We start from the raw sequence: 21642 nt of genomic DNA on the forward strand, positions 1-21642 counted from the left end.
CGCGTCCCCGGCCTCGCCGGTGGCGCACAAAGGAGAAACTCTCAGTTCACCATCGCGGTGGAACTGAGGGTTTCTTTTTAGGACTGGGACGCGTCCTGCTGCTTCTTATCCCACAGGTGCCTGCGGACTACGAAGATGGGCAGCACGAGGACGAAGTAGAACGCCATGAACCCCACGACGTAGAGAATCACTCCGTCCGAAGTCACCTCGCTCCACGGCACGCCTTCCTCATTGGAGGACGCCACCCCGCCCCAGCCGGTCACCTGGCTTACATAGAACGTCGCGATGACCAACAAGGGAAGGATGACGAAGGAGAACCACCACGGCGGCACCCACGGGCGCCCGTCCGAGTCCCTTCTATAGAAGGCTCCACCGAATCCCATAGCGCTGTCCTTTCTCTGTATGTCTAAGCACTCAGCGAAGAGAATCCTATTTTCAGTGCGCTCACGCGGTGACCGCGGCAACCAAAAATTCCGTCGCGAGCGCTTGAGGAATCACGGATATCCCGCCACGGTATGCGCTTGCCATCATCAGCCCGACGAGCTTCATCAAAGGCAGCAACATCCGCTTCCATTTCGAGCTCCTCACGCCTTTCTAGATCGCTAACGGCAACGATTGCCGCAACGCGTTTCCCATTGCGGGTAACGATCGTCTGCTTCCCAGTAAAGCGACTTTCATCAATAGTGACGCCCAATTCGTCGCGGTGCTCCCGCTGCATACTCCGCCATGCAGGATGCCATCGATGCTCTCGCGACCGATCCATTCCCACGGGCTACAAGAAACTCCAAGGGCGAGGGGACTTTCGCATCCGCGTGGGAAGGTACCGCGTGGTGTACACCGTTGACCACGGACAACTCGTCATCGAGATTTTCCCCTCGGTGCGCGCGGAGGTGTCTATAAGAAATAGGGACGCCCACATCAACCGTGGCGTCCCTACATTTCCAGTGTGGTCTGCGTTTACGCTGCGCTCGATCCCTCATCCTTCGAGCTCAACGCAAAGCCGTCCACAGTGACCTTCTTCTGTGCGACGCCGGTCTCCGGTGCGGTGGCGCTGGCGGTGGCCTTGCCGGCCGGGCAGTCGAAGTTCACCTCCACGGTGGTGCCGGCTGGGGCATCGAAGCCCACGGTGCCGTTCTCCGCGGTGAATTTGGCTTCCTCGGTCTGGATCTCCGGCCACGTGCTCGTGTAGGAACAGCGCATGGGAAGGCCGGCGCGGTCTACGACGGTGAAGATGACGGTGCCCTTCGTCTCGGTCGGGGCGCTCGAGCCGAGTCCCGGCACGAGGGAAGCGATCAGCGTGATGATGAGCGCGACCACCGCGGCGGCAGGGCCGGCAAACTGTTGCAGCTTATCGAGGCTAAAACCAGGCATGACGAACTCCTTGTAAAAAATGAGAACTAAGTTGTCCTCAGCCTATCCCATTTCCGCTGCCGATAGCCGGTTTCTGGAGAAAATTCTTAGAGCTTGATCATGGGCTCCCAGCCGTGCGGGATGACATCCGAGTCCACGATCTTGCGGCCGAACGGGAAGCAGGTCACCGGGATCATCTTGAGGTTAGCCAGGGCCACCGGGATACCCACGATGGTCACGGTCTGCGCGAGCGCGGTGGCGACGTGGCCGATGGCCAGCCAGAGACCTGCAACGATAAACCACATCACGTTGGAGACGGCCGACATGCCGCCGGTGCCTCGGGCAGGCTGCACGACGGTCTTGCCAAAGGGCCACAGGGCAAAGCGTGCCATGCGGAACGAGGCCACGCCCATGGGGATGGTGACCACGAAGATGCAGGCGAGGATGCCTGCCAGGAAGTAGCCCAAGGCGAGGAGGAAGCCGCCGGAGATAAACCAAATCACGTTGAGAATCGTCTTCATGAGCCCCAGCCTAGCCGCACAGACCTGCAGGGCACAGGGGTGGAACGCTCGGATCGCCACCAGCGTAACCAGCACCTAAGATGAAGCACCATCATGAGCACACCTCCCCCGCATAAGAACATCCGCTATCCGCGCATCACTGCACTCATCGCTATCATCCTGGCCGCGGTCAATTTGCGCTCCGTCATCACGGCGATCTCCCCACTCATTCCGGAGATCCAAGCCTCCACCGGCATGAGCGGAACCATGGTGGGCATCATCGGCACGGTGCCCACTGCGATGTTCGCGGCCTCGGCGTTCGTGCTCCCCCGCATCAAGGCACGCTTCACGCTCAGCGAGATGATGCTCCTCTCGCTCGGACTTACCGCCGTGGGCCAGCTCCTGCGCGTCGTCTATCCCAACGAGTGGCTGTTGCTCGTCGGCTCACTCATCGCGCTGTTTGCCATCGGCATCCTCAACGCGACCATGCCGCTTGTCGTGCGCGAATACTTCCCGCGTCACGTGCCCAGCATGTCGCTCACCTTCATGATGTCGAGTCAGATCATGCTCGCCGCAGCACCCGTTGTCGCCGTACCCATGATGGACTGGGCGGAGAACATGGGCCTGCCCGGCTGGCAGATTTCGCTTGGTTCCTGGGGTGTGCTCGCCGCCATCGCGGCAGTAAGTTGGATGCCGCTGCTCATCCACCGCGGCCCGAACCCCATCGACACCGCGCCCGAGCCCAACTTCCGTCTGCCGGTGTGGCGCACCACCATCGGCGTCGGCATGGCCTTCATGTTCGGCTCCAATTCGCTGGTGGCCTACACGATGATGACGTTCATCCCGCAGATCTTCACCGACGCGGGCCACACCGCGCAGTACGGCGCGAATATGCTCGCTCTTTTTAGTGTTCTCGGCATTCCTGTCACGATCGCCGGCCCATGGCTCGCCGGGCGCCTGGATAACGTCTTCCCCGTCGTCATCATGTCCGCGGTCTTCTTTTCTGCCGCAATGTTGGGCCTTGCTTTCGCCCCGCTCGCAGCGCCGTGGCTCTGGGTCACGCTCGCCGCCGTCGGTACCGTCCTCTTCCCCATGGCCATTGTGCTCGTCAATATCAGGGCACGCACCCTCGAGGGCGCCACCGCGCTCACCTCCTTCGGCCAGGGCGTCGGCTATACTTTCGCCTCGCTCGGCCCACTGCTCACCGGCGCCGCACGCGAGGCCACCGGCTCCTTCTTTATTCCGCTCGCCGTCATGGCCGCCATCGGACTCGTTACCCTCGTCGCCGGCTACTTCGCATCCCGCCAGACCTACGTCGAGGATCAACTCCCTCGTACCGCTTAAACCGCAGAACGGATCCGTCGCACCACGTATCTATCAATTACCGCCGCTCTAGTACCGCGATGGCAATATGGACTCGGTTGGTCCCACCAATTTTTTCCAAGATGTGCTTGACGTGCGTCTTGACCGTCGCCACGGAGACATAGAGCTGCTCGGCGATTTCAGTGTTATCAAGTCCTTCAGCTATCAGCTGCGCGACATCGTTTTCGCGTGTGCTGAGCCCCTCCACATCCAGGGATTCTGCGGGAGCCTCATGCGGCGTAGCCAATAGCTTGGCCAGAGCCTTTGGGCTTAAAAGCTGTTGGCCTTCTGCTACAGCGCGCACCGAAGCAACGAGCGCCTCCGGCCCCGTCGTCTTCAATAAGAACCCCATCGCCCCGGCATGCAGTGCATCCACGATGAATGCATCGGCATCAAAGGCCGTCAGCATAACAACGGGTATATCGGGAACAGCAGACTTGAGCTTCTTGACTGCCTCGATCCCATCCATGACCGGCATCCGGATATCCATCAAAACTAGGTCAGGTCGACGCTCAGTAACCAGGGCGACTCCGTCGCGGCCATTGCTCGCTTCGCCTACTACCTCAATATCGCCTGCGCCTTCCAGAATGAGTCGAATTCCGCTCCGCAACAGTTCCTCGTCATCAACCAATACAACCGAGATCATCGTTCCTCCAACGGCAAGTACAAACTCCAGCTAAATTCCTCATCGTCATGGACGTCTAATCGCCCTCCTGCTAAACGTGCGCGCTCACGCATACCCATTAGTCCGTTTCCGCCTCCTGTAGCGAGCACTTTCTCGGCTTTTCGATTCCGCATCGTTACTCGTGCCATGTCGTCCTCGCGGTCTACCTCGATGTGGACCTTGTGCCCCGGCGCGTATTTGCGCGCATTGGTTAGGCCTTCTTGCACTGCGCGGCTCAGCGCGTGGACACCCATCGTTGATAGCTCACCGGTGCAATCGTCAACATAATTGACCGCTACTTTGGTCCCGGTAGCGCGTGCACGTGCAACATGGTCCTCAAGACTAGTGCGGGGATCAATCCGGTCATCAAAGCGCAACGAATGCAGCACCCGGCGCAAGTCATCCACTGCGTGCTCTGCTTCAGATTGAATTGTCGCCGCTGACTCGGCTACTTGTTCTCGGCTCAAATCGTCGCGATAGGCAAGTCCGCCGGCAAAGACGGAGATGAGGCTCAGTCTGTGTGAGAGCGAGTCATGCATGTCACGAGCAATTCTCTCGCGTTCTTCTTGCCGGGCTTTTTCTGTACCTGCCTGCAACTTTTCCTCGTTGAGTTCTGCCTGAGCGACAAGAATGCTCTGCTTTTCTCTGCGATTATGCCGGGCTACGCCTATGAGGAACCCGGAAAGAACGAATACACACCACAGCAGGCCATATCCAAACACGCTCATGGGGATCGTCTCGAACGCATCGGGATCGTAGACCTTGACTCCCAGGCTCGCAGTCATCGCTACGAGCCCGGCCACGCCCCACCGCACGTTGCCGCGCGAGACGAGGGAGATATAAACGACGTAGACGCTCACGGCGAGCTGATGGAGGCCTGCCGTTGCGCAGATCATCACCGCGGACACCAGAGAGATCAACGGCCCCGGGTAGTTTTCGTACGGGCTGTATTCGCGTGGTACGTGGCGCAAAGCCAGCGGCAAAAGGAACCACGAAGCAACCGTCACAATTCCCGCTATGGCTGCGTAGTTCATCGACGTGTCGCTCCATTCGGAACCGTCGCGCCGGTCGAAACCGACGAACATCCACACCAGCATCCCTACGTCCGCAAGCACACAAAAGACAATGAGCGCTACGCGCCGCCATCTCGTTACTCCTTGTAATTCGTGGAGGTGTTTTGCGTAGGCCCGTTGGTGCAACCAGTTTTTAAGTGTCATCTCCACCCAGAGTAGTAACGCCTACTCGGCGTTAAATCCACCCCAGGGTGGATTGTTTCGGACAGCGTCGTTTCTAGCGTTGAAGACATGCACAAGAAAGTACCTACCATCATGGCTCTCGCCGCCGTCTACTTCGCCGGCGTCCCTGTAGCCAACGCTTTTCTGCCCGATCCGCACAACCCCACCAGCGCCGTAGCATTTCACAACCTGGAAATCCCCGGATTGGAATGCGAGCAAGGCCTCGGCTACCTGAAAGATACTCCTAGCTGGGAATGCGATGGCGTCACGATTTATGCCAAGAGCAGCAAGACTTCCCAAGAACCCAACGAATACCTCCCGCGGCAACATCGCGCGTTCAACTACACGTCGCAGCTCCCACAGGCCGTCGTCGACGATCGCGGACAAGGCGTGTACCAAATCGAGGACTTCGGAAACATCACCGTCGGTCTAGACCGCGATGGTGACAAAGACTTCTTCCATCTCGACGGCCCGAATGCCGCGAAATACGCCGAGCGCATCAAGGAGCACGCATGAGAATCCTCTACTACCTACTCGTAACCGTAGGCCTCGCCTCCTCGGTCCACTTTCAGCTCCAGCTTCCGTATCTCCAGGCCAGCCTCCTCGCCGGTCTCATCAACGGCCTCGTCCTGTTGTTCATCTCGTGGCTCATACTCCGCAAACATAAGGGCGCCGTACTTGGCTTCATCTGGGGCATCGCCTGTACCGGTCCCGCTGTATTCTTTGGCACTCAACTCGACGAAATACAAGCCAAATTCCATTTGCAATGGCTTGACGCCGCAGGATTCGCACCGCTCAACGAGGAAACACTCAAGTTCATCGGTGTCTTACTCATCTGCACCTACTTCATCAAACCCGAACGGGCGCGAGACTACGTTTTTGTCGGTATCGCGGTGGGAATGGGATTTGCCATTGTTGAAGACTTCGCCTTTATTGCGCGCATTACCCTCTACGATCTTGATTCCGATACCGTCGGCGCTGCAGCGGGCGTCTCTATCCGAACGTTCGGGAACCCCTTTGGGCATGCGCTCTATACCGGTCTCGCAGCATTCGGACTATCACGCAAGAACCCCTTCCTGTGGTGGCTGCTTGGCGTCGCCCTGCACACGCTTAATAATCTCTTCCCCTCGCTGGCCTCCACCTTCCCCGACGCGAATTGGCCGATTATCGCGTCGTTCTGCGTCGTCGCAGGCACGTGGACTACGTGCATCTGGCTCTATATCCGCTTGGTTCGCTCCGCGCGCCGTGAGCGAAAGCTCAGCCAATCAGATGTTTCAGATGCCCCAGCACACAGTCCCCTGGTACCGGCAAAGAACTAAGCCGTCCCCTGGCAGTACGGACACCACCAAATAATCCGCTCTAGTTCGCCTTCATCGCCATTGGCGTCGACGCCGCCGAGCACTCCCTTCTCGATGGGCGTGCCGCAGCGTCGGCAGCGCGCATTATTGCGACCGAAGACATACGTCGTCTCCCCGGCGCGCCGCACACCGGTCGTGACTCGGATGGGCGAGAACCTGTTGGCCCACATGATTGTCCGCGAGACATCCATGATCTTCTCGACGTCGACGTCGCCGACACGCTCCGCGGGATGCATGCCCGCGATAAAGCAGGCCTCGGCGCGGTACTCGTTGCCGATGCCCGCGACGTTCTTCTGGTCGAGCAGCGCCGCGCCGATGGGACGGTCGGGCCGCGCCTCGATGCGCCGGATCGCCTCCTCGCGCCCGCCATTTGTCTCCCAGTCCGGGTCGAGGATGTCTGGGCCCAGATGCTCGATGCGCCCTAGGTAATCCGACTCAGGATAGACCTCGACGAAGCCTAGCGTGTGGCCGACAACCTCAATATCGCGCGGCTCGTTGGCCAAGCGCAGCACGACGCGCGCGGTATGCCCCGGCGCGCGCCACCTATCCCCCGCGTAGTGGATATGCCACTGCCCTTCCATCTTCAGGTGCGTGTGGAGGATAAGCGGTTCGCCCTCCGCCCCCGCGAATTCCATAAAAAGGTGTTTGCCGTAGGGCCACACGGCCACGCATTCCATCGCATCGAAGCGCGCCAACGCATAGCGCGGCACCCGCACCGAGGTCTTCGTCACCTCGCGGCCGACCATGAACTGCATGCGTTCGGCCAGCTGCAGGACGGAATCACCCTCAGGCACGCGGCATCACTCCTTTTTTAACGACTGGCGATTCTACGCCAGCCCTACACTGAACCAGTAAGGAGTCATCATGACATTCAACTGACTCAACGCCTACGGCGCCGACCAACTCGTGGTGTTGCTCGTACCGAATATCATCGGGGCGCTCGCCGGCGGCAACGGCGACGCGCAACCGCCGGTGGACGTCCCCGTCGCACTCACGGTGGCCGAGAATATCGCCCGCTGTGCGTGCATAATCCTCGTGGTTCTCCCGCTCGGCGTGGGCAGATTTGAGATGCGGACGCGCGCTGCTCCCCGCCGTCATGTTCATCAGTTGCGGCGCGGTGCTGCGTCACCACCTGCTCACCGCCGCGAGCCTGTGCTTTGCTGTGGCGCACATCTGGATTACGGTGCTCACCCACAGCGGGCTTGCAGCTAACTCGAAATCACAGAAAGCTCCAGCGTCCCTGGAGCGTTGTGGATATTCGCAACGGAGCAGAATCCGTGCGTCGTCGTGGGAATTTTGGCGCCGCACACGACAACGTTGGTATTGTTGTTGCGAAGCCACTCAGTGGCAATTAGGCAACGGGCCCCGCACGTGATGCGACGGCCCGCCCTTTCTTTTTCGCAGCTTCTGGTGTCTCCCCAGGCCCGACTATCACGCCGCATCACGCTCGTTCCCGGATTCAGCCAACTCCAATTGTGCGGACCACTGCACTGTCGGTTAACTCCGAACAGACACAGAACGTAAGCCGTTGCGTTTAGGCGAGGCCGGAAGTAACTCCCGGCACCGACGCCCTACTCTCCCACGGCGTGATGACATGCTCGCGCTTCAGGTCGCGCACAGAGGACACGCCGAGCAGCGTGCAGGCAGTCTCCAGTTCGGAGGTGAGCAGCTCGATGGTGCGATCCACGCCCTCGCGCCCGCCCGCCATCAGACCGTAGAGGTAGGCGCGGCCGATGAGCACGAAGTTCGCGCCGAGCGCTAGGGCAATCGCAATATCGGTGCCGGACATGATGCCGGAGTCGTAGACGATCTCGGCGTCGAGGCCGAGCTCGGCGCGGATGGCTTCGAGAGCGCGCAGCGTATTGACCACGCGGTCGAGCTGACGGCCGCCGTGCGAGGAAACCACCACGCCATCGGCGCCGAGCTCGATCACCTTGCGGGCGTCAGCAGGGTTGACGATGCCCTTGACGAGCATCTTTCCGTCCCACTGCTCGCGAATCCACGCGAGATCGTCGAAGTTGAGACCCGGGTCAAACATCGTGTTGACGAGCTCACCCAGAGTACCCGTCGTCGAGGTCAGCGACGCGAAGGTGACCGGGTCCGTCGTGAGGAAGTTGAACCACCACTCCGGACGCCACGCGGCGTCAAGAACGGTGCCGGCGGTGAGCCGCGGCGGGATGCGCATGCCGTTGCGCGTGTCACGCAGGCGCTGGCCCGCGACCGGGGTATCGACAGTGACGACGAGCGTGTCGTAGCCACTCGCCGCCGCGCGACGCAGCAACTCCGCGCTGGCCGTGCGGTCCTTCCATAGGTAGAGCTGGAACCAGCGGCGCCCGCGTCCGGAGGCCCGCTCGACCTCCTCCACGGAGCGAGTACCCATTGTCGACAGCGTGAACGGGATACCCGCCGCCGTTGCTGCCGATGCCCCCGCATCCTCACCCTCGGCATGCATAAAGCGCGTAAACCCGGTCGGCGCAATACCGAACGGCAGCGCGGAACGCCCACCCGCAATGTCGACGGACAGGTCGAGCTCCGTGGCACCTGTGAGCACGTTAGGCAGTAGACGAATGGAGCGGAAGGTCTCCCGTGATTCGTCATAGGTAACCTCGTCGCGCGCGGCGCCGTCCACGTAGTCGAAGGCAGCCTTCGGAATGCGACGCTTGGCAATCTTCCGGAGATCCCACACGTCAGCGGCCTCCGCAAGGCGCGCGGCGCGACGGTCGAGGGTCGGCCTCTCAAAGCGCATGAGGTTCTTCAGTTCTGAGACTTGGGGCAATTGACGCTTGAGACGCATGACGGTTCTCCTCTTCGTGGTTCGTAGTGCGGCCGTAGAAAGCGGTCCTGCTTTCATTCCTACTCTTCTACAGAAATAGCGCCAAACTGAGGTCCTCCCCCAGACAGCACGAAACCCCAGCGCCACCGAAGTGACACTGGGGGCGCATGCGAGGAAACCTAGTGGCGGATGTTCACACGCTTGTGGTTGTTGGAGCCAGCCTCGATGAGCGCGACCATGCCCACGGCGTAGTCAGCGTAGGAAATCTCGTTGTTGCCGTTGGCATCGACGGTGAACTTGTCGGAGTCGACAATCTCAAACTTCCCGGTGCGCTCACCCTCGGCATCGAACTCGGCAGCCGGGGACACGAAGGTCCAGTTGAAATCATCACGCATACGCAGGTAATCGAGCTGCTCCGACTGTGCGGAAGCCAGCGGCACGAACATATTCGGGAAGTCCGGAGTCTCGAGCAGCTTGGTGCCCTTATCGTCCACGATCATGGAACCGGCACCACCTACAACGTAGAGACGAGCATCGGAACCGGCGAGCACGTCGCCCAGGTGTGCCACGGACCTGGTATGCAGCGGCAGCGTCTCCGGGGTAAAGGCGCCGAAGGCGTTGACGACAGCGTCGAAGCCAGCGAGGTCCTCCGCCGTGATGTCCATAATGTCGCGCGTGATGACGTTCGTTGCAGCGGAGCGGTTCTCGCCACGCACGATGGCGGTGACGTCGTGGCCTGCGGCCTGTGCTTCCTTGACGATGCGCTGGCCGGCCTTGCCGTTGGCAGCGATGACGACAATCTTCATGGGAGTTCTCCTTCAGTAGGTTTAACTTTAACGTTGAAGCCAACCTTACGCGCATGTGGTATCTTTACGGAAGTAGGAGCCAAAAAGAAACTATCAAGTTCACAGCCATGAAACAGCCGCTTACTTCTTTGCCCGCCTGCCCCGTCGAGACGACACTCACGCTTCTGTCCAACCGCTGGCGCGCCATGATCCTGCGCGATCTCCTCGACGGCACCATGCGTTTTAACGAGCTGCGGCGCTCCGTGACCGGCATTAGCCAGAAGGTTCTCACGTCGAACCTGCGCGAGATGGAAGACACCGGCATCGTCCACCGCGAGGTCTTCGCCGAAGTCCCGCCTCGCGTCGAGTACTCGCTCACTCCGCTCGGCCAGTCTATGCGCCCCATCCTTGACGCCATGGACGAATGGGGCACGCACTACCAGCAGCAGGTTGCCAAGGAAATCGTCTAGCACTGGTATCCACGCTCCGCCGCTCACCCAGCTTTGGGTTTATGGCGCTTCACGCCGCCAAACCAGCCCCCAAACGCAACAAAACCAAAGCCAGGATGTGCTGCGGCACCAGTCGTATCCCTAGCGCCGATACCCACGCGGCCGGAAACCACCCGGCGCGGACCGCCAGCCTTCACACCCCGCGTCGGCAGCACCATCAGAGGGTTCGGCCTCCGGCACCGACTCCAGCGCATCGGAAAGCGACCGTCCCCGCCTGCTCGGCGCCACGGAGGTCGAAAGCTTGCCAGAAATCCGCACGCCCTTCGGAGTAATCCCTGCGCCGTGCTCGCGCAGCTGATTCGCCAACGGGGTCTCAAAGACCGAGGCCCCGTTGGCCTTTTCGATGGTGAGCGGCGAGAGGCGCCCAGATGCGACGGCCTCAGTGAGCGCCGCCACGATATAGCCCACGACCTCGCCGCCATCGATGCCCGCGGGCACCGGGAAGGTCGTGAGCGTCTTGCCGCCACGCGTGAGGTGCGCGACGGGCAGGCCGTCCACGAGCACGACCAAAGCACCCGCCGCGCGCGTGGGCGAGCCCTCCGTCTCCGGCCACGGCAACGCCGCACCGTAGGGGTTCGCCGGATCCGCCGCGGCCAGCAGGTAGGTCTGCGGCTCCTGCGTGCCCGACGGCCAGCCGGTCACGTCCGGTGAATCCGCGAGCCCGCGCAGGCGGTCGATGACAGCAGGCGTCGAGAACTGCGCCGCACCCAGGCCTTCAATGACGTAGCCACGCATGGCCTTGCCGGACTCCTCGAAACCGGAAAGCACCTTATACGCCAGCGCGAAGCCGCCCAGCACATCCTCAGCGACGACGCTCCCGCGCGTGACCACGCCGTAGCGGTCAAGCCAGGCCTCGCCGTGTGCCAAAGAGCGAGCCGTTGCTTCCGATGCCGCCGGCACCGCCAGCGCCCAGCGCCCCGCCACGTCCGGCGGGGTCGAGGTTGCACGCTGCGACTGGGCAAAGGACGTGCGTCCCATGCGCAGGCGCGAACGGCTCGGCCGGCGCTTGGAACGGTGCGCCGCCGCGGAGCGAGATCCACCGGAAAGATGCGCGCGAATCGGTGCAAAGGAATCCGGCGCGACGAGCCCAGCCTCGACGAGCTGCCAGAGTGCCTCTCGTAGCTCTCCGGGAGCCGCCAGGCTACCGGGAACTTCCGCCAGCAAATCAGCAAAAAGGAACCCGCCGCCACGTGCAAGCACGTCGAGCACTGACTGCTGGAGCATGGACGGACCGAACTCGCCCAGCTGAGGAGCCAGCTGCGCCGCATAGTCCGCGGGCAGCAGCATGATCCATGGGTCGGACGCGCCGGCCTTGCCCGCGCCGAGGATGAGAACCTCGCCCGAGGACGTGAGCTCGTCCAAGTGCCGCGGGGAATAATCCCCCACACGCGCGGGCAAAACGAGGGATTCCCAGGCGCTGGCGGGCAGACGCACCCCAGCGAGCTGCTCGATAACGGCAAACACGCCGTCGGCGCCACGCAACGGGGGCTGCTGCCCCACCGGTGCCACTTGCTGCCAGTCCGGTAGGAAGCGTCCATAGGTCGCGGGCGTGACTGGCTCCGTCGCCGCGCGAGCCGCAGCCAGGGAGCGCGATCGGATGACGCGCAGCACCTCGCTGGCCACGTACTCGGTTTCTTCGACACCCTGGCGGTAGTGCCCTTCCAACACGCTGTCCAACGAAGAGACAACAGCGAAGGTAGCGGAGACGGAGAGACCGAAGGCATCGGCAGCCTCGCGCAAGGTAAACGGGCCGCGGGTGCGCGCCCAGCGCGACAGGAGCTGCTCCAACGCATCCGTGATCGTCGCTTGCTGCGCCGGGATGCCCGGCGGGACGGGAACGCCCAAGCCATCGCGGAGTAAGGGGGCATCGAGAGACTGCGCGAGGTGCTCGCGCCCGCCAATACGCACCCGCATGATGCGCGAACCCAGAGCGTCGAGCGCCGTCATCGGCACCGAGGCATGCTCGCCGAGTTCAGCGACCGGGATGGGCCCCAGCACGCGCAGCAAGTCCGCGACCTGCTCTGTGGTCTTCGCGCGGCGCTCCGGGGTGCGACGCTGCAGCTGGGCGTCGACCTCCGCGATGATCTCTGGATCGAGCAGTTCGCGCAGCTCCACCGTGCCCAGCAGCTTCGCGAGCAGCGCAGGGTCAAGCGCTAGGGCGGCTGCGCGTTTTTCCGCCAAAGGAGAATCGCCCTCATACATGAACGCGCCCGTGTAGTTAAACAGCAGCGAGGACGCGAACGGCGACGGCTGATCGACGGTGACCTCCGCGATGCGCACGCGCCGGTGGCCCAGGTCCCGCATGAGCTCCGTGAGTGCCGGCAGGTCATAGACGTCCTGGAGGCACTCGCGGACGGTCTCCAAGATGATGGGGAACGAAGGGTACTTCCGGGCGACGTCGAGCAGCTGTTCCGCGCGCTGGCGCTGCTGCCACAGCGGGGCGCGCTTGCCGGGGTTCCGGCGCGGCAGGAGCAGCGCGCGGGCCGAGCACTCGCGGAAGCGGGAGGCGAACAGCGCGGAGCCACCTACCTGTTCCGTCACGATATCTGCGATCTCGTCGGCATCGAAGGCAAAGAGGGACGCATCCGGGGCTTCCTCGCCCTCAGGCAGTCGCAGCACGATACCGTCATCGCCGGAGACCGCCTGCGGATCCATGCCGGTGCGCTCCGCCACCCGCGCGCCTACGGCAAGCGCCCACGCCGCATTGACGGGGCGGCCGAAAGGCGTGTGAAGGACCAGGCGCCAGTCCCCCACTTCGTCCTTGAAGCGCTCGAGCAGCAGCGTCTTCTCGTCCGGGATAAGCCCCGTCGCGTCCTCCTGCTCGCGCAGGTAGGCCAACAGGTTATCGCGCGCCCACTCGTCCGAGTCAATAATGAGCGACGGGTCTGAGTAGGCCTCACGGCGGAAAGCACCCAAGGCCTTGCCCAGCTCGTACGGGCGGCCAGCGGCGTCGCCATTCCAAAACGGCAGGCGTCCCGTATGCCCCGGCGCAGGCGTGACCTGCACCTGGTCACGGGTGATGTTCTCAATCCGCCAGCTCGTGGCGCCCAACGTAAAGATGTCGCCGACGCGGGATTCATAAACCATCTCCTCGTCGAGCTCACCCACGCGCCGGGGTGCGCCGCCTTCCGCGCCACCCACCAAGAAAACGCCAAACATGCCGCGGTCGGGAATGGTGCCGCCGCTGGTCACGGCCACGCGCTGCGCACCCGGGCGCGGCGTCAGCATGCCCGTGATCCGGTCATAGACGACGCGGGGCTTGAGCTCCGAGAAATCCGTCGAGGGATACACGCCCGAGGCCAAGTCGATGACGGAGTCGAAGACCTCACGTGCCAGGTCCCGGTAAGGCCAGGCGCGGCGGACAGTCTCGTACCACTCGTCCACGTCGAGGCCGTCCTCGCCCGCCGCAGCGACAGCCGCGACGGTCTGTTGCGTAAGGACGTCGAGCGGGTTGCGCGGGGTTTTCAGCTCCTCGATAAGGCCTTCGCGCATGCGCCGCACCGTCACCGCGGATTGCAGCAGGTCCGCCCTATGCTTCGGGTAAAACGAGCCTGCCGATACCGCCCCTACCGCATGCCCCGCACGGCCCACACGTTGCAGGCCAGAGGCCACCGATGGCGGTGACTCCACCTGCACCACGAGCTCCACCGCGCCCATGTCGATGCCGAGCTCCAGCGAGCTCGTCGCCACAACCGCCTTGAGCGTGCCCTCCTTGAGCATCGTCTCCGTCATGGCGCGCTCGTCCTTGGACACGGAGCCGTGGTGAGCGCGCGCAATAACCGCCGGGGCCTTGCCCACGACGTCTGACTGCGCCATGAGTTGAGACGGCGGACGACGCGACGCCGACGACAGCGAGTCCGGATCGTGCTCCGCCGCGTAGAGCTCGTTGAGCCGGCTCGTTACGCGCTCTGCCGTGCGGCGCGAGTTCACGAAGACGAGCGTCGAGCGGTGCGCCATGATCTCTTTGTACAGCTTGTCCTCGATAAACGGCCAGATGGACTTCGCCGTGGGCAGCGCGGACTCGGTGGGCCCGGCGTCGATGCCCTGGCGCCCCAGCCCGGAATCCGACCGCGGCTGAGGCAGCGGACCACCGGTTATCCCCAGCGGGTCGTCGACGGTCATCTCGCCGATCGTCGAGCCGGCCTCCGGCACCGGTAGGTCCGACATGTCTTCGACCGGCACGTGAATAGTGAGGTCCCAGCGCTTCTCCGCCGGCGGCGCGATGATCTCCACCGGGCGCCCGCCGCCCAGGAAGTTCGCAACAGCCTCGAGCGGGCGCACCGTGGCCGACAGCCCGATGCGTTGGAATTCACCGGCGACCTGCGCCAGGCGTTCCAGGGTCAGCGCGAGGTGCACGCCGCGCTTCGTGCCAGCAAGCGCGTGAATCTCATCGATGATGACGGTATCCACGCTCTTTAAGATGCCCGCCGCTTTGGACGTGAGCATGAGGTAGGCCGACTCCGGCGTCGTGATGAGCACGTCCGGCGGGCGGCGCACCTGCCGGTTGCGCTCAGCCTGCGGGGTGTCGCCCGAGCGCACGCCCACCGTGATATCCGGAACCTCCTCGCCCAGGCGCTCCGCTTTGCGCGCGATGCCTGTCAAGGGCGCGCGCAGGTTATTCTCCACGTCCACGCCGAGTGCCTTGAGCGGCGAGATATAGAGGACTTTCACTCCTCCATGACTTCCGGCGGCGGCGCCAGCCGACGCCGCGCCGGGAAGCGGCAGTGCCGTCTGGCCCTCGCGCTCGACCAAGTTATTAAGCGCCCAGAGGAACGCTGCGAGGGTCTTGCCGGAACCGGTAGGGGCGACGACGAGCGCGTGGGCATCGGCAGCAATGGCGCGCCAAGCCTGCTCCTGGACGTCGGTGGGGCGGGCAAAGACATCCTCGAACCAGCCCCGGACGGCGGGCCGGAATTGAGCGAGGACGGCGTCAATCATTCCTTCACTGTAGCGCGGCGACCGACATGGCAAGGTAGGCTAATTCCTATGACCCGCGAACTTACAGATTCTCGTCTTACCAACCACATCGCTGAAGGCGTCGGCGAAATCCTTAAAGGCGTGCGCACCAGCGGTTTGCTTCGTGGCCTTGAGCTGGGTGACGCTGGTGACGTCCTCGCACAGGAATGGATTTCCCGCGTCCTCGAGCAGCACCGCCCCGAAGATGGTTTCCTCTCCGAGGAGGCCACGGATGACATGTCCCGTCTGAAGAAGGACCGCGTGTGGATCGTCGACCCCATCGACGGCACGAAGGAATTCTCCACCGGCCGCCAGGACTGGGCCATCCACATCGCCCTCGTCATCAACGGCGTTCCGGAGCACGCCGCCGTGGGCATGCCGGACCTGGGCGTGACGTTCAAGTCCTCGGACGTGCGCGCCGTGACCGGCCCCATGTCGAAGAAGTTCGTGGTCTCCCGCAACCGCCCGCCGCAGGTCGCCGGCTTTATCGCGGAGAAGATGGGCTACGAGACCGTGGGCGTCGGCTCCGCAGGCGCGAAGGCCATGCACGTCCTCCTCGGCGACTTTGACGGCTATATCCATGCCGGTGGCCAGTACGAGTGGGACCAGGCAGCACCTGTGGGCGTGGCCCGCGCCGCAGGCCTGCACTGCTCGCGCCTCGATGGCTCCCCCATCACCTTCAACAACGAAGACACCTTCATCCCGGACCTGGTCATCTGCCGCCCGGAAATCAAGGACGAGGTCCTCGCTGCGGCCGCCGAGTTCGCGGAGGCCAACGGCGGGTACAACTAAACTATCTACATTGCCGTTTTGGACGCCGAAAATTAAACTAGATCTTCCAGTTAATTAACCACCAAGAAGACTACGAACCATAAAGTTACTTCTACTCGTTGTCTTCACAAGGAAGGAAGAAGGTGCATGACCCGTGACCATGCTGAATGGCCAGAGCCTGCGCCGCGTCATCACGAGCGGGAAGACCTCGATGACATATCTCCCAGCTCGCCGCAGTCACCCCGAGATGACCCTAGGGACAATGCTGCCAACGCCGACCGAAATCCAGACGAAGGCGTGGAAGATGGTGGGCCAAAACATCCAACAATCGATGACGCGTTACTCGCGGAACTCGTAGACGATGATGATTCTCCCGAGGACAAGGCGAAAAAGGTTGCAATTGTCGAGCAGGTAATCTCGCAATACCACAGTGGCCCCTTGCCTTCAGCTGAAGAGTTTGGCCGTTACAAGGATATTGAGCCGACGGCACCGCAGATTATCCTCGACATGGCGGCTCAAGCCACTACAGCTGCTGCGAACCGCGAGAACGCTATTGCCGACGTCATGCGGGCCAATGCACGTATCGATGAAAAGGCCGTGCCGCGCGGACAGTACATCTCAGCCGTGCTTATTCTCGGTCTTCTCACTATTGCCCTTGTCGCGCTCGTCCTTGACCGCGAGTGGATTGTCTTACTTTTTGGTGTAGGAGGGCTGGGAATGATGTTTATGAACACTCTCCCGACTTTGCTTAATCGTGACCACTCGCCAAGAGCATTGCCTGTCGAAAAAGAAGCGCTCGAGCGAGGGTCGGCACCGGAAGAGAAGCACGAATAGTACGCTGCCCCATGCTGGTGCGGTCTAGGACTCTCACAATGTTGTATTTGGACGTTACACTGAGCACCATGATCGACACCCCGTATGAAGACCTCCTGCGCCGCATCCTCGAGGAAGGCACGCCCAAAGGCGACCGCACCGGCACGGGCACGCGCTCCATTTTCGGCGCGCAGCTGCGCTACAACCTGGCGGAGTCCTTCCCACTGCTGACCACAAAGAAGGTCTATTTCCACGGGGTCATCGGCGAGCTGCTGTGGTTCTTGAAGGGCGACTCGAACGTCACGTGGCTCCAGGACAATAACGTCCGCATCTGGAACGAATGGGCCGATGAGAACGGTGAGCTCGGCCCCGTCTACGGCGTGCAGTGGCGTTCCTGGCCCACCCCGGACGGAAGCCACATCGACCAGATTCAAGGCGCGTTGGACACGCTCAAGAACAACCCGGACTCCCGCCGCACTATCGTCTCTGCCTGGAACGTCGCGGAGCTCAACCAGATGGCGCTCATGCCGTGCCACCTGCTCTTCCAGCTCTACGTCGCCGACGGCAAGCTCAGCCTGCAGGTCTACCAGCGCTCCGCGGACATGTTCCTGGGCGTGCCGTTTAACCTCGCGTCCTACGCGGCCCTGGCGCACATGTTTGCCCAGCAGGCCGGCCTTGAGGTGGGCGACCTCATCTGGACCGGCGGCGACTGCCACATCTACAACGACCACGTCGAGCAGGTCAAAGAACAGCTCACTCGCGAGCCGCGCCCCTACCCAAAGCTCAAGCTCAATAAAGCGGCGAGCCTCTTCGACTACGACTTCGCCGACTTCGAGCTCGAGGGCTACGACCCGCACCCCGCGATCAAGGCTCCGGTGTCCGTCTAATGTGGGGCGCGATTTGGGCACAGTCGCTCGACGGCTGCATTGGCAACGGCGTCACCATGCCCTGGCACGTGCCAGAAGACCTCGCCCATTTTAAGGAGGTCACCCTCGGCGCGCCCGTCGTCATGGGCCGTAAGACGTGGCAGTCGCTCAACCCCAAGTTCCGCCCACTGCCCGGCCGCGATAATTACGTCCTCTCGCGCCAGCTGCCCGGCCAATGGTCCGCAGGCGCGGAGGTCCTCCGCGACCTTCACCACGCTCCGCATGAAGCCTGGATCATCGGCGGCGGCCAGGTCTACGCCGCAACGCTGGGCCAGGTCGAGCGCGTTGAAATCACCCTCATGGACGCCAATGTCGCCGACGCCTATAGCGAGGACGCCGTCTTCGCCCCCGAAATCCCCGCGCACTTCTCGCTCACGGCCGAAACCGGTTGGCTTACGTCCGAGAAGGGCCACCTGGAGCTGCCGGGAATACCGCCCAGCGAACTACCGTTGAAGTACAAGTTCCTCACCTACGAAAGGAAAATCTCCGCATGACTGTCCAGACCCCCGAGACCAACGCACCCGTGACCATCTTCTACGCCGATTGGTGTCCGTTCTGCGCCAAGCTGCGCAAGAACCTGGACCGCTCGGAGACCCCGTACGACCTCGTTGACGCGGAGGCCGAGGGCACCGAGGACATCAACGAGTGGATTAAGTCCGTCAACGACGGCAACCGCATTGTCCCTACCGTCCTCTACTCTGATGGCACGCACGTCACCAACCCGCCGGCCTCTGAGGTTCGCGCGAAGTACGCCGAGCTCACCGCGTAAATGGCGACCTGGGATACCGTAGCCCGTTCCACGGGCATCCAGGGCGAAGAATGGGTGAAGCTCCTCGACCCGGCCCACAACCACGCCCAGCTTGCCGATGCCGCCCTCTCCCACCTCCGCGCCACCCTCGCCGCCCAGCCGGACGGCGTCCTCAAGGGCAAGAACCTGGAATGGTGGGCCCAGGGCGTTGCCGTCTCTTTTGCGCAGCACATCGGCCGCCGCGTCCCCGGCGAGCGCTGCGACGGCTCCTTCGGCGCGAATGCCTCAAAGACCGTCCCCGGCGCGCAGGCCGATATCGCCGCCGCCTGGGCCGAGTTCGCACCACAGCTCCCTCTAAATCTTGACGGCGAGCCACGCATCAGCGAGACAGCCAAGTGGAACTACTGGCGCGTGACGGCCACGAGCCCCACCGCGCCCGACGGATCCTCGGCCAGCGTGTCCATGAACATCCAGTCCCGCACGCCCGGCAAGACCACCGTCGCCGCTGAGGTCAAGGGCCTTACCTCCCCCGCGGATTCCGCCCATTACAAGGCGCTTTTCAAGCGGGCTCTCGCCGACTTCGCGGCCTTCGTCGCGGCGCGCTAAGACGCGACACCACGCCAGATTAATCGTCGTCTTCGCCGAAGAGCTCGACCATATCTGCCGGCGACAGCGTGCCCGCCATGCCGGAAATCTCGGACGCGTAGACGGTGTTGAGGTACTCCTCCAGTGCCATCTTCAGGCGCTGCGCGTCCACCTTATTGAGCAGCAGGATGCGCTCGGTGGAACCACCCGGCACCGTCTTTTCCACGGCCAGCGTCTTCACGCCTTCCTTCGTCACCAGCTCGGTGACAATTTCGCGGCGCTGGACATCGTGAAACCTAACATTGGGATCGTTAACCATACTCAACAAGTTATCCGATTTAGGGCCCCAATGGGCAAGGCTGGTAATCTAATTCCTCGTGATTGCCCCCTCCTGTGAGGAGGCAAATATCACCCCCGCCCCAGTAGCTCAGGGGATAGAGCACGGCTCTCCTAAAGCCGGTGTCGTAGGTTCGATTCCTACCTGGGGCGCAGAAAATCCCCCATGACCTGCACCAACAGGTTGTGGGGGATTACTGACTTTCAGGCAAATTCGCAGATCTACTAACTTATCTACTGACTTTGCCGAAAATCGGACTCAGGGTGTAGCAGCGCGGGACAGGGCCGGGTCTGCGGAAATCAGTTCGCTGATGGTGTGTTCCATACCTTCCATTATCGCCGCAGCTAAAAATCTGGTTGCCCGTCTCCTTTCGGCTTACCGTTACCGCCACCCTTCGGCTTACCGTTGCCGCCACCCTTCGGCCCTGGTCGCTGCCCGTTCTTCCCCGCCGTGCTCTCGTAGTAGTCCTTCGCGCTGTCTGTCGCGGCCTGCAGCTTCTTTGCGCGCTTGTCCTTGGCCATGTCGTACTGCTTTCGCATGTACTCGTCCTCCAGCACCACGTCCAAGAAGTCCGAATCCAGCTCCGTCATGTTGTCACGCGATGCCTTCACCGCGCTGACGTGATCCAGCAACTCTCGCAGCTCGGCCTGCTTGTCCGCGACTTCATTACCAGCCGTTGCCAGTTCTTCCCACCTGTCGTTGATTGTCGCGTCCAGGCCCGCGATCTCCTTCCGCTTGTCTTCGTTCTCCTGCTCCAGGCGCTCGCGTTCCTTGCGCAGCCGCTCCACATTCGCTTGTGCCTGCTGCACAATGTCGCGTGCTTGCTGCTCTGCGTCTGCTACGAGTGTCTTTGCTTCAGCCTGCCCAGCTTTATAGCCCTCCTTGCGACCTTCGCTGGCAGCCTGTCTCCGCAGCTTCGGCAACACTTCTTTGTCCGTGTCCAGCTTCTCGCGCTCGTCGTCAATCTGCTGCTGCTTCTGCTGCAACTGATCCATCAAATCGGTTGCATCTGAGACAAGCTCCTGCGCTTCGGCCTCCCCTGCCGCGTAGCCCTCGCTCACTGCCTGCTGTCGAAGCTGCGGCAGCTCCGCTTTATCCTCGTCCAGCTGCCGCTGACGATCCATGATCTGGCCGTAGCGCTCTTTCGTGAACGACTCATGCGCCCTATCGGAAACCTCAGCCTCCACGGGATAGCCCAACGAAATCATGTGCTCACGCAACCCAGTCTGATAGTTGCGCAACTTCTCCTGCCCGGAAATCTGCTTGCCCTTCTTCGGGCCGTCCTCATAGACAACATCGCGATGCGACATGTACGCACGCGAACCAGAAATGCGTAGTGTGCCGGGCTTCTTCGGGTCTTCGTCGAACACATCACTGACACCCTGAATGTGCGGCGTGGATTCATCGAACTGCATCGAGTACCACGCCACCGATGCTTGCCCGCCCGGAAACACGTGCTGTTGCAGATACTCCAGCGCGTCACGGAAATACTGCTTCGCTTCTTCTTCATCCCGTGCCACCCAACGGGAGCGGCGCTTGCCTGTCTTGCCCGTCTTTTCATTGCGCACACCGGGATAAAAATCCGGCACTTCTACGCACATCGACTTTGGCAAATGCACCACGAAATCCATCGACTCCATCGAGCGGGCAGCGATCTTGCGATTGACCTTCTCGCGTCGCTGCCGCTGATACTCCACGGCTTCGTTCACGTTCGTTGCCGGGCGAAAACCGCCGTTGCCGTCGTTGACGAAACTGACGTTTTTGTGCGTGTCTGCGGCAACAATGTTCGGGTTCTGCGCCGCAAAGTGTTGCGTGTCTTTCTCGTCCAAATCGCGCATGCCTTCGCGCGCTACGTTCTTGCGCGCATCACCCGATGAAGCCTCTCCGTGACTCATCGGATGCAAGTGCATCGCTGCGCGCCCAGCTGTATCTGTTGCCATGCTCGCTCCTCTCGCTGCCATTCGGTACCG

Annotated in this window: 22 protein-coding genes and 1 tRNA gene; 11 read left to right on the forward strand and 12 right to left on the reverse strand. The window is 62.2% G+C overall.

Annotation, left to right across the window (positions count from 1 at the left end):
• Positions 1 to 77: 77 nt before the first annotated feature.
• From HMPREF2559_RS12055 to HMPREF2559_RS12065, 4 genes are all read right to left on the reverse strand, one after another.
• Positions 78 to 383, reverse strand: a complete 306-nt coding sequence (locus HMPREF2559_RS12055) for a hypothetical protein (RefSeq protein WP_066487730.1) — start codon at positions 381 to 383, stop codon at positions 78 to 80.
• Between the two features lie 23 nt (positions 384 to 406).
• On the reverse strand, positions 407 to 718 hold the full coding sequence (locus tag HMPREF2559_RS12555) for a type II toxin-antitoxin system Phd/YefM family antitoxin (protein ID WP_077210045.1): 312 nt from the start codon (positions 716 to 718) through the stop codon (positions 407 to 409).
• 239 nt (positions 719 to 957) lie between these two features.
• The gene (locus HMPREF2559_RS12060; RefSeq protein ID WP_068801537.1) at positions 958 to 1371 is read right to left on the reverse strand and encodes a hypothetical protein; all 414 of its coding nucleotides are present in this window, start codon (positions 1369 to 1371) and stop codon (positions 958 to 960) included.
• A gap of 86 nt (positions 1372 to 1457) precedes the next feature.
• Complete coding sequence (locus tag HMPREF2559_RS12065; RefSeq protein ID WP_068801536.1) at positions 1458 to 1871, reverse strand: YccF domain-containing protein; 414 nt, start codon at positions 1869 to 1871, stop codon at positions 1458 to 1460.
• A 93-nt stretch (positions 1872 to 1964) separates the two neighbouring features.
• On the opposite strand from HMPREF2559_RS12065, the gene HMPREF2559_RS12070 reads away from it, so the two are divergent.
• Positions 1965 to 3194 (forward strand): MFS transporter, encoded by a 1230-nt coding sequence (locus HMPREF2559_RS12070; RefSeq protein ID WP_083297841.1) that lies wholly within the window; start codon positions 1965 to 1967, stop codon positions 3192 to 3194.
• A 37-nt stretch (positions 3195 to 3231) separates the two neighbouring features.
• Here HMPREF2559_RS12070 and HMPREF2559_RS12075 read toward each other — a convergent pair whose 3' ends face one another.
• Positions 3232 to 3858: a response regulator gene (locus tag HMPREF2559_RS12075; RefSeq protein ID WP_068801535.1), complete on the reverse strand. Its 627-nt coding sequence runs from the start codon at positions 3856 to 3858 to the stop codon at positions 3232 to 3234.
• Positions 3855 to 5093, reverse strand: coding sequence for a sensor histidine kinase (locus tag HMPREF2559_RS12080; protein ID WP_233423548.1), 1239 nt, complete (start codon positions 5091 to 5093; stop codon positions 3855 to 3857). Before HMPREF2559_RS12080 ends, HMPREF2559_RS12075 begins: the two co-directional genes overlap by 4 nt.
• Positions 5094 to 5180: 87 nt before the next feature.
• On the opposite strand from HMPREF2559_RS12080, the gene HMPREF2559_RS12085 reads away from it, so the two are divergent.
• Complete coding sequence (locus HMPREF2559_RS12085) at positions 5181 to 5627, forward strand: hypothetical protein (protein ID WP_141759235.1); 447 nt, start codon at positions 5181 to 5183, stop codon at positions 5625 to 5627.
• Positions 5624 to 6430, forward strand: a complete 807-nt coding sequence (locus HMPREF2559_RS12090) for a PrsW family glutamic-type intramembrane protease (RefSeq protein ID WP_068801533.1) — start codon at positions 5624 to 5626, stop codon at positions 6428 to 6430. Before HMPREF2559_RS12085 ends, HMPREF2559_RS12090 begins: the two co-directional genes overlap by 4 nt.
• Here HMPREF2559_RS12090 and HMPREF2559_RS12095 read toward each other — a convergent pair.
• The 3 genes from HMPREF2559_RS12095 to HMPREF2559_RS12110 all read right to left on the reverse strand — a co-directional run bounded on the left by HMPREF2559_RS12095 (position 6427) and on the right by HMPREF2559_RS12110 (position 10048).
• Complete coding sequence (locus tag HMPREF2559_RS12095) at positions 6427 to 7263, reverse strand: DNA-formamidopyrimidine glycosylase family protein (RefSeq protein ID WP_068801532.1); 837 nt, start codon at positions 7261 to 7263, stop codon at positions 6427 to 6429. The two genes, HMPREF2559_RS12090 and HMPREF2559_RS12095, sit on opposite strands and share 4 nt — an antisense overlap.
• A 740-nt stretch (positions 7264 to 8003) precedes the next feature.
• Positions 8004 to 9263, reverse strand: a complete 1260-nt coding sequence (locus tag HMPREF2559_RS12105; protein ID WP_068801530.1) for an alpha-hydroxy acid oxidase — start codon at positions 9261 to 9263, stop codon at positions 8004 to 8006.
• 158 nt (positions 9264 to 9421) lie between these two features.
• Positions 9422 to 10048 carry an NAD(P)-dependent oxidoreductase gene (locus tag HMPREF2559_RS12110; protein ID WP_068801529.1) on the reverse strand — a complete coding sequence of 209 codons (627 nt, stop codon included), beginning with the start codon at positions 10046 to 10048 and terminating at the stop codon, positions 9422 to 9424.
• A 107-nt stretch (positions 10049 to 10155) separates the two neighbouring features.
• Here HMPREF2559_RS12110 and HMPREF2559_RS12115 point away from each other — a divergent pair, with 107 nt between their 5' ends.
• Positions 10156 to 10497 carry a winged helix-turn-helix transcriptional regulator gene (locus HMPREF2559_RS12115; protein WP_066512130.1) on the forward strand — a complete coding sequence of 114 codons (342 nt, stop codon included), beginning with the start codon at positions 10156 to 10158 and terminating at the stop codon, positions 10495 to 10497.
• 120 nt (positions 10498 to 10617) lie between these two features.
• Here HMPREF2559_RS12115 and HMPREF2559_RS12120 read toward each other — a convergent pair whose 3' ends face one another.
• Positions 10618 to 15474, reverse strand: coding sequence for an Lhr family ATP-dependent helicase (locus HMPREF2559_RS12120; protein ID WP_070540919.1), 4857 nt, complete (start codon positions 15472 to 15474; stop codon positions 10618 to 10620).
• A 48-nt stretch (positions 15475 to 15522) separates the two neighbouring features.
• On the opposite strand from HMPREF2559_RS12120, the gene HMPREF2559_RS12125 reads away from it, so the two are divergent.
• The 6 genes from HMPREF2559_RS12125 to HMPREF2559_RS12155 all read left to right on the forward strand — a co-directional run bounded on the left by HMPREF2559_RS12125 (position 15523) and on the right by HMPREF2559_RS12155 (position 19356).
• On the forward strand, positions 15523 to 16284 hold the full coding sequence (locus HMPREF2559_RS12125; protein ID WP_070540922.1) for a 3'(2'),5'-bisphosphate nucleotidase CysQ: 762 nt from the start codon (positions 15523 to 15525) through the stop codon (positions 16282 to 16284).
• 126 nt (positions 16285 to 16410) lie between these two features.
• Positions 16411 to 17097, forward strand: a complete 687-nt coding sequence (locus HMPREF2559_RS12875; protein ID WP_066512124.1) for a hypothetical protein — start codon at positions 16411 to 16413, stop codon at positions 17095 to 17097.
• Between the two features lie 59 nt (positions 17098 to 17156).
• On the forward strand, positions 17157 to 17963 hold the full coding sequence (locus tag HMPREF2559_RS12140; protein ID WP_210387042.1) for a thymidylate synthase: 807 nt from the start codon (positions 17157 to 17159) through the stop codon (positions 17961 to 17963).
• A complete protein-coding gene (locus tag HMPREF2559_RS12145; RefSeq protein WP_070540934.1) occupies positions 17963 to 18496 on the forward strand; it encodes a dihydrofolate reductase in 534 nt (177 codons plus the stop codon). The genes HMPREF2559_RS12140 and HMPREF2559_RS12145 overlap by 1 nt, the downstream gene beginning before the upstream one ends.
• The gene (locus HMPREF2559_RS12150; RefSeq protein WP_066512114.1) at positions 18493 to 18771 is read left to right on the forward strand and encodes a glutaredoxin domain-containing protein; all 279 of its coding nucleotides are present in this window, start codon (positions 18493 to 18495) and stop codon (positions 18769 to 18771) included. Before HMPREF2559_RS12145 ends, HMPREF2559_RS12150 begins: the two co-directional genes overlap by 4 nt.
• Positions 18772 to 19356 (forward strand): hypothetical protein, encoded by a 585-nt coding sequence (locus tag HMPREF2559_RS12155; RefSeq protein WP_070540938.1) that lies wholly within the window; start codon positions 18772 to 18774, stop codon positions 19354 to 19356. It abuts the gene before it with no gap.
• Between the two features lie 19 nt (positions 19357 to 19375).
• On the opposite strand, the gene HMPREF2559_RS12160 is transcribed toward HMPREF2559_RS12155, so the two are convergent.
• A complete protein-coding gene (locus HMPREF2559_RS12160) occupies positions 19376 to 19654 on the reverse strand; it encodes a cg0963 family protein (protein WP_070540940.1) in 279 nt (92 codons plus the stop codon).
• 97 nt (positions 19655 to 19751) lie between these two features.
• Between HMPREF2559_RS12160 and HMPREF2559_RS12165 the strand changes: the two genes are divergently transcribed.
• Positions 19752 to 19824: transfer RNA gene (locus HMPREF2559_RS12165), tRNA-Arg, on the forward strand.
• Between the two features lie 192 nt (positions 19825 to 20016).
• On the opposite strand, the gene HMPREF2559_RS12170 is transcribed toward HMPREF2559_RS12165, so the two are convergent.
• Positions 20017 to 21612: a plasmid recombination protein gene (locus HMPREF2559_RS12170; protein ID WP_070540943.1), complete on the reverse strand. Its 1596-nt coding sequence runs from the start codon at positions 21610 to 21612 to the stop codon at positions 20017 to 20019.
• Positions 21613 to 21642: the final 30 nt, after the last annotated feature.

The organism is Corynebacterium sp. HMSC072G08 (genome assembly GCF_001809185.1).
Classification (GTDB): Bacteria; Actinomycetota; Actinomycetes; order Mycobacteriales; family Mycobacteriaceae; genus Corynebacterium; species Corynebacterium phoceense.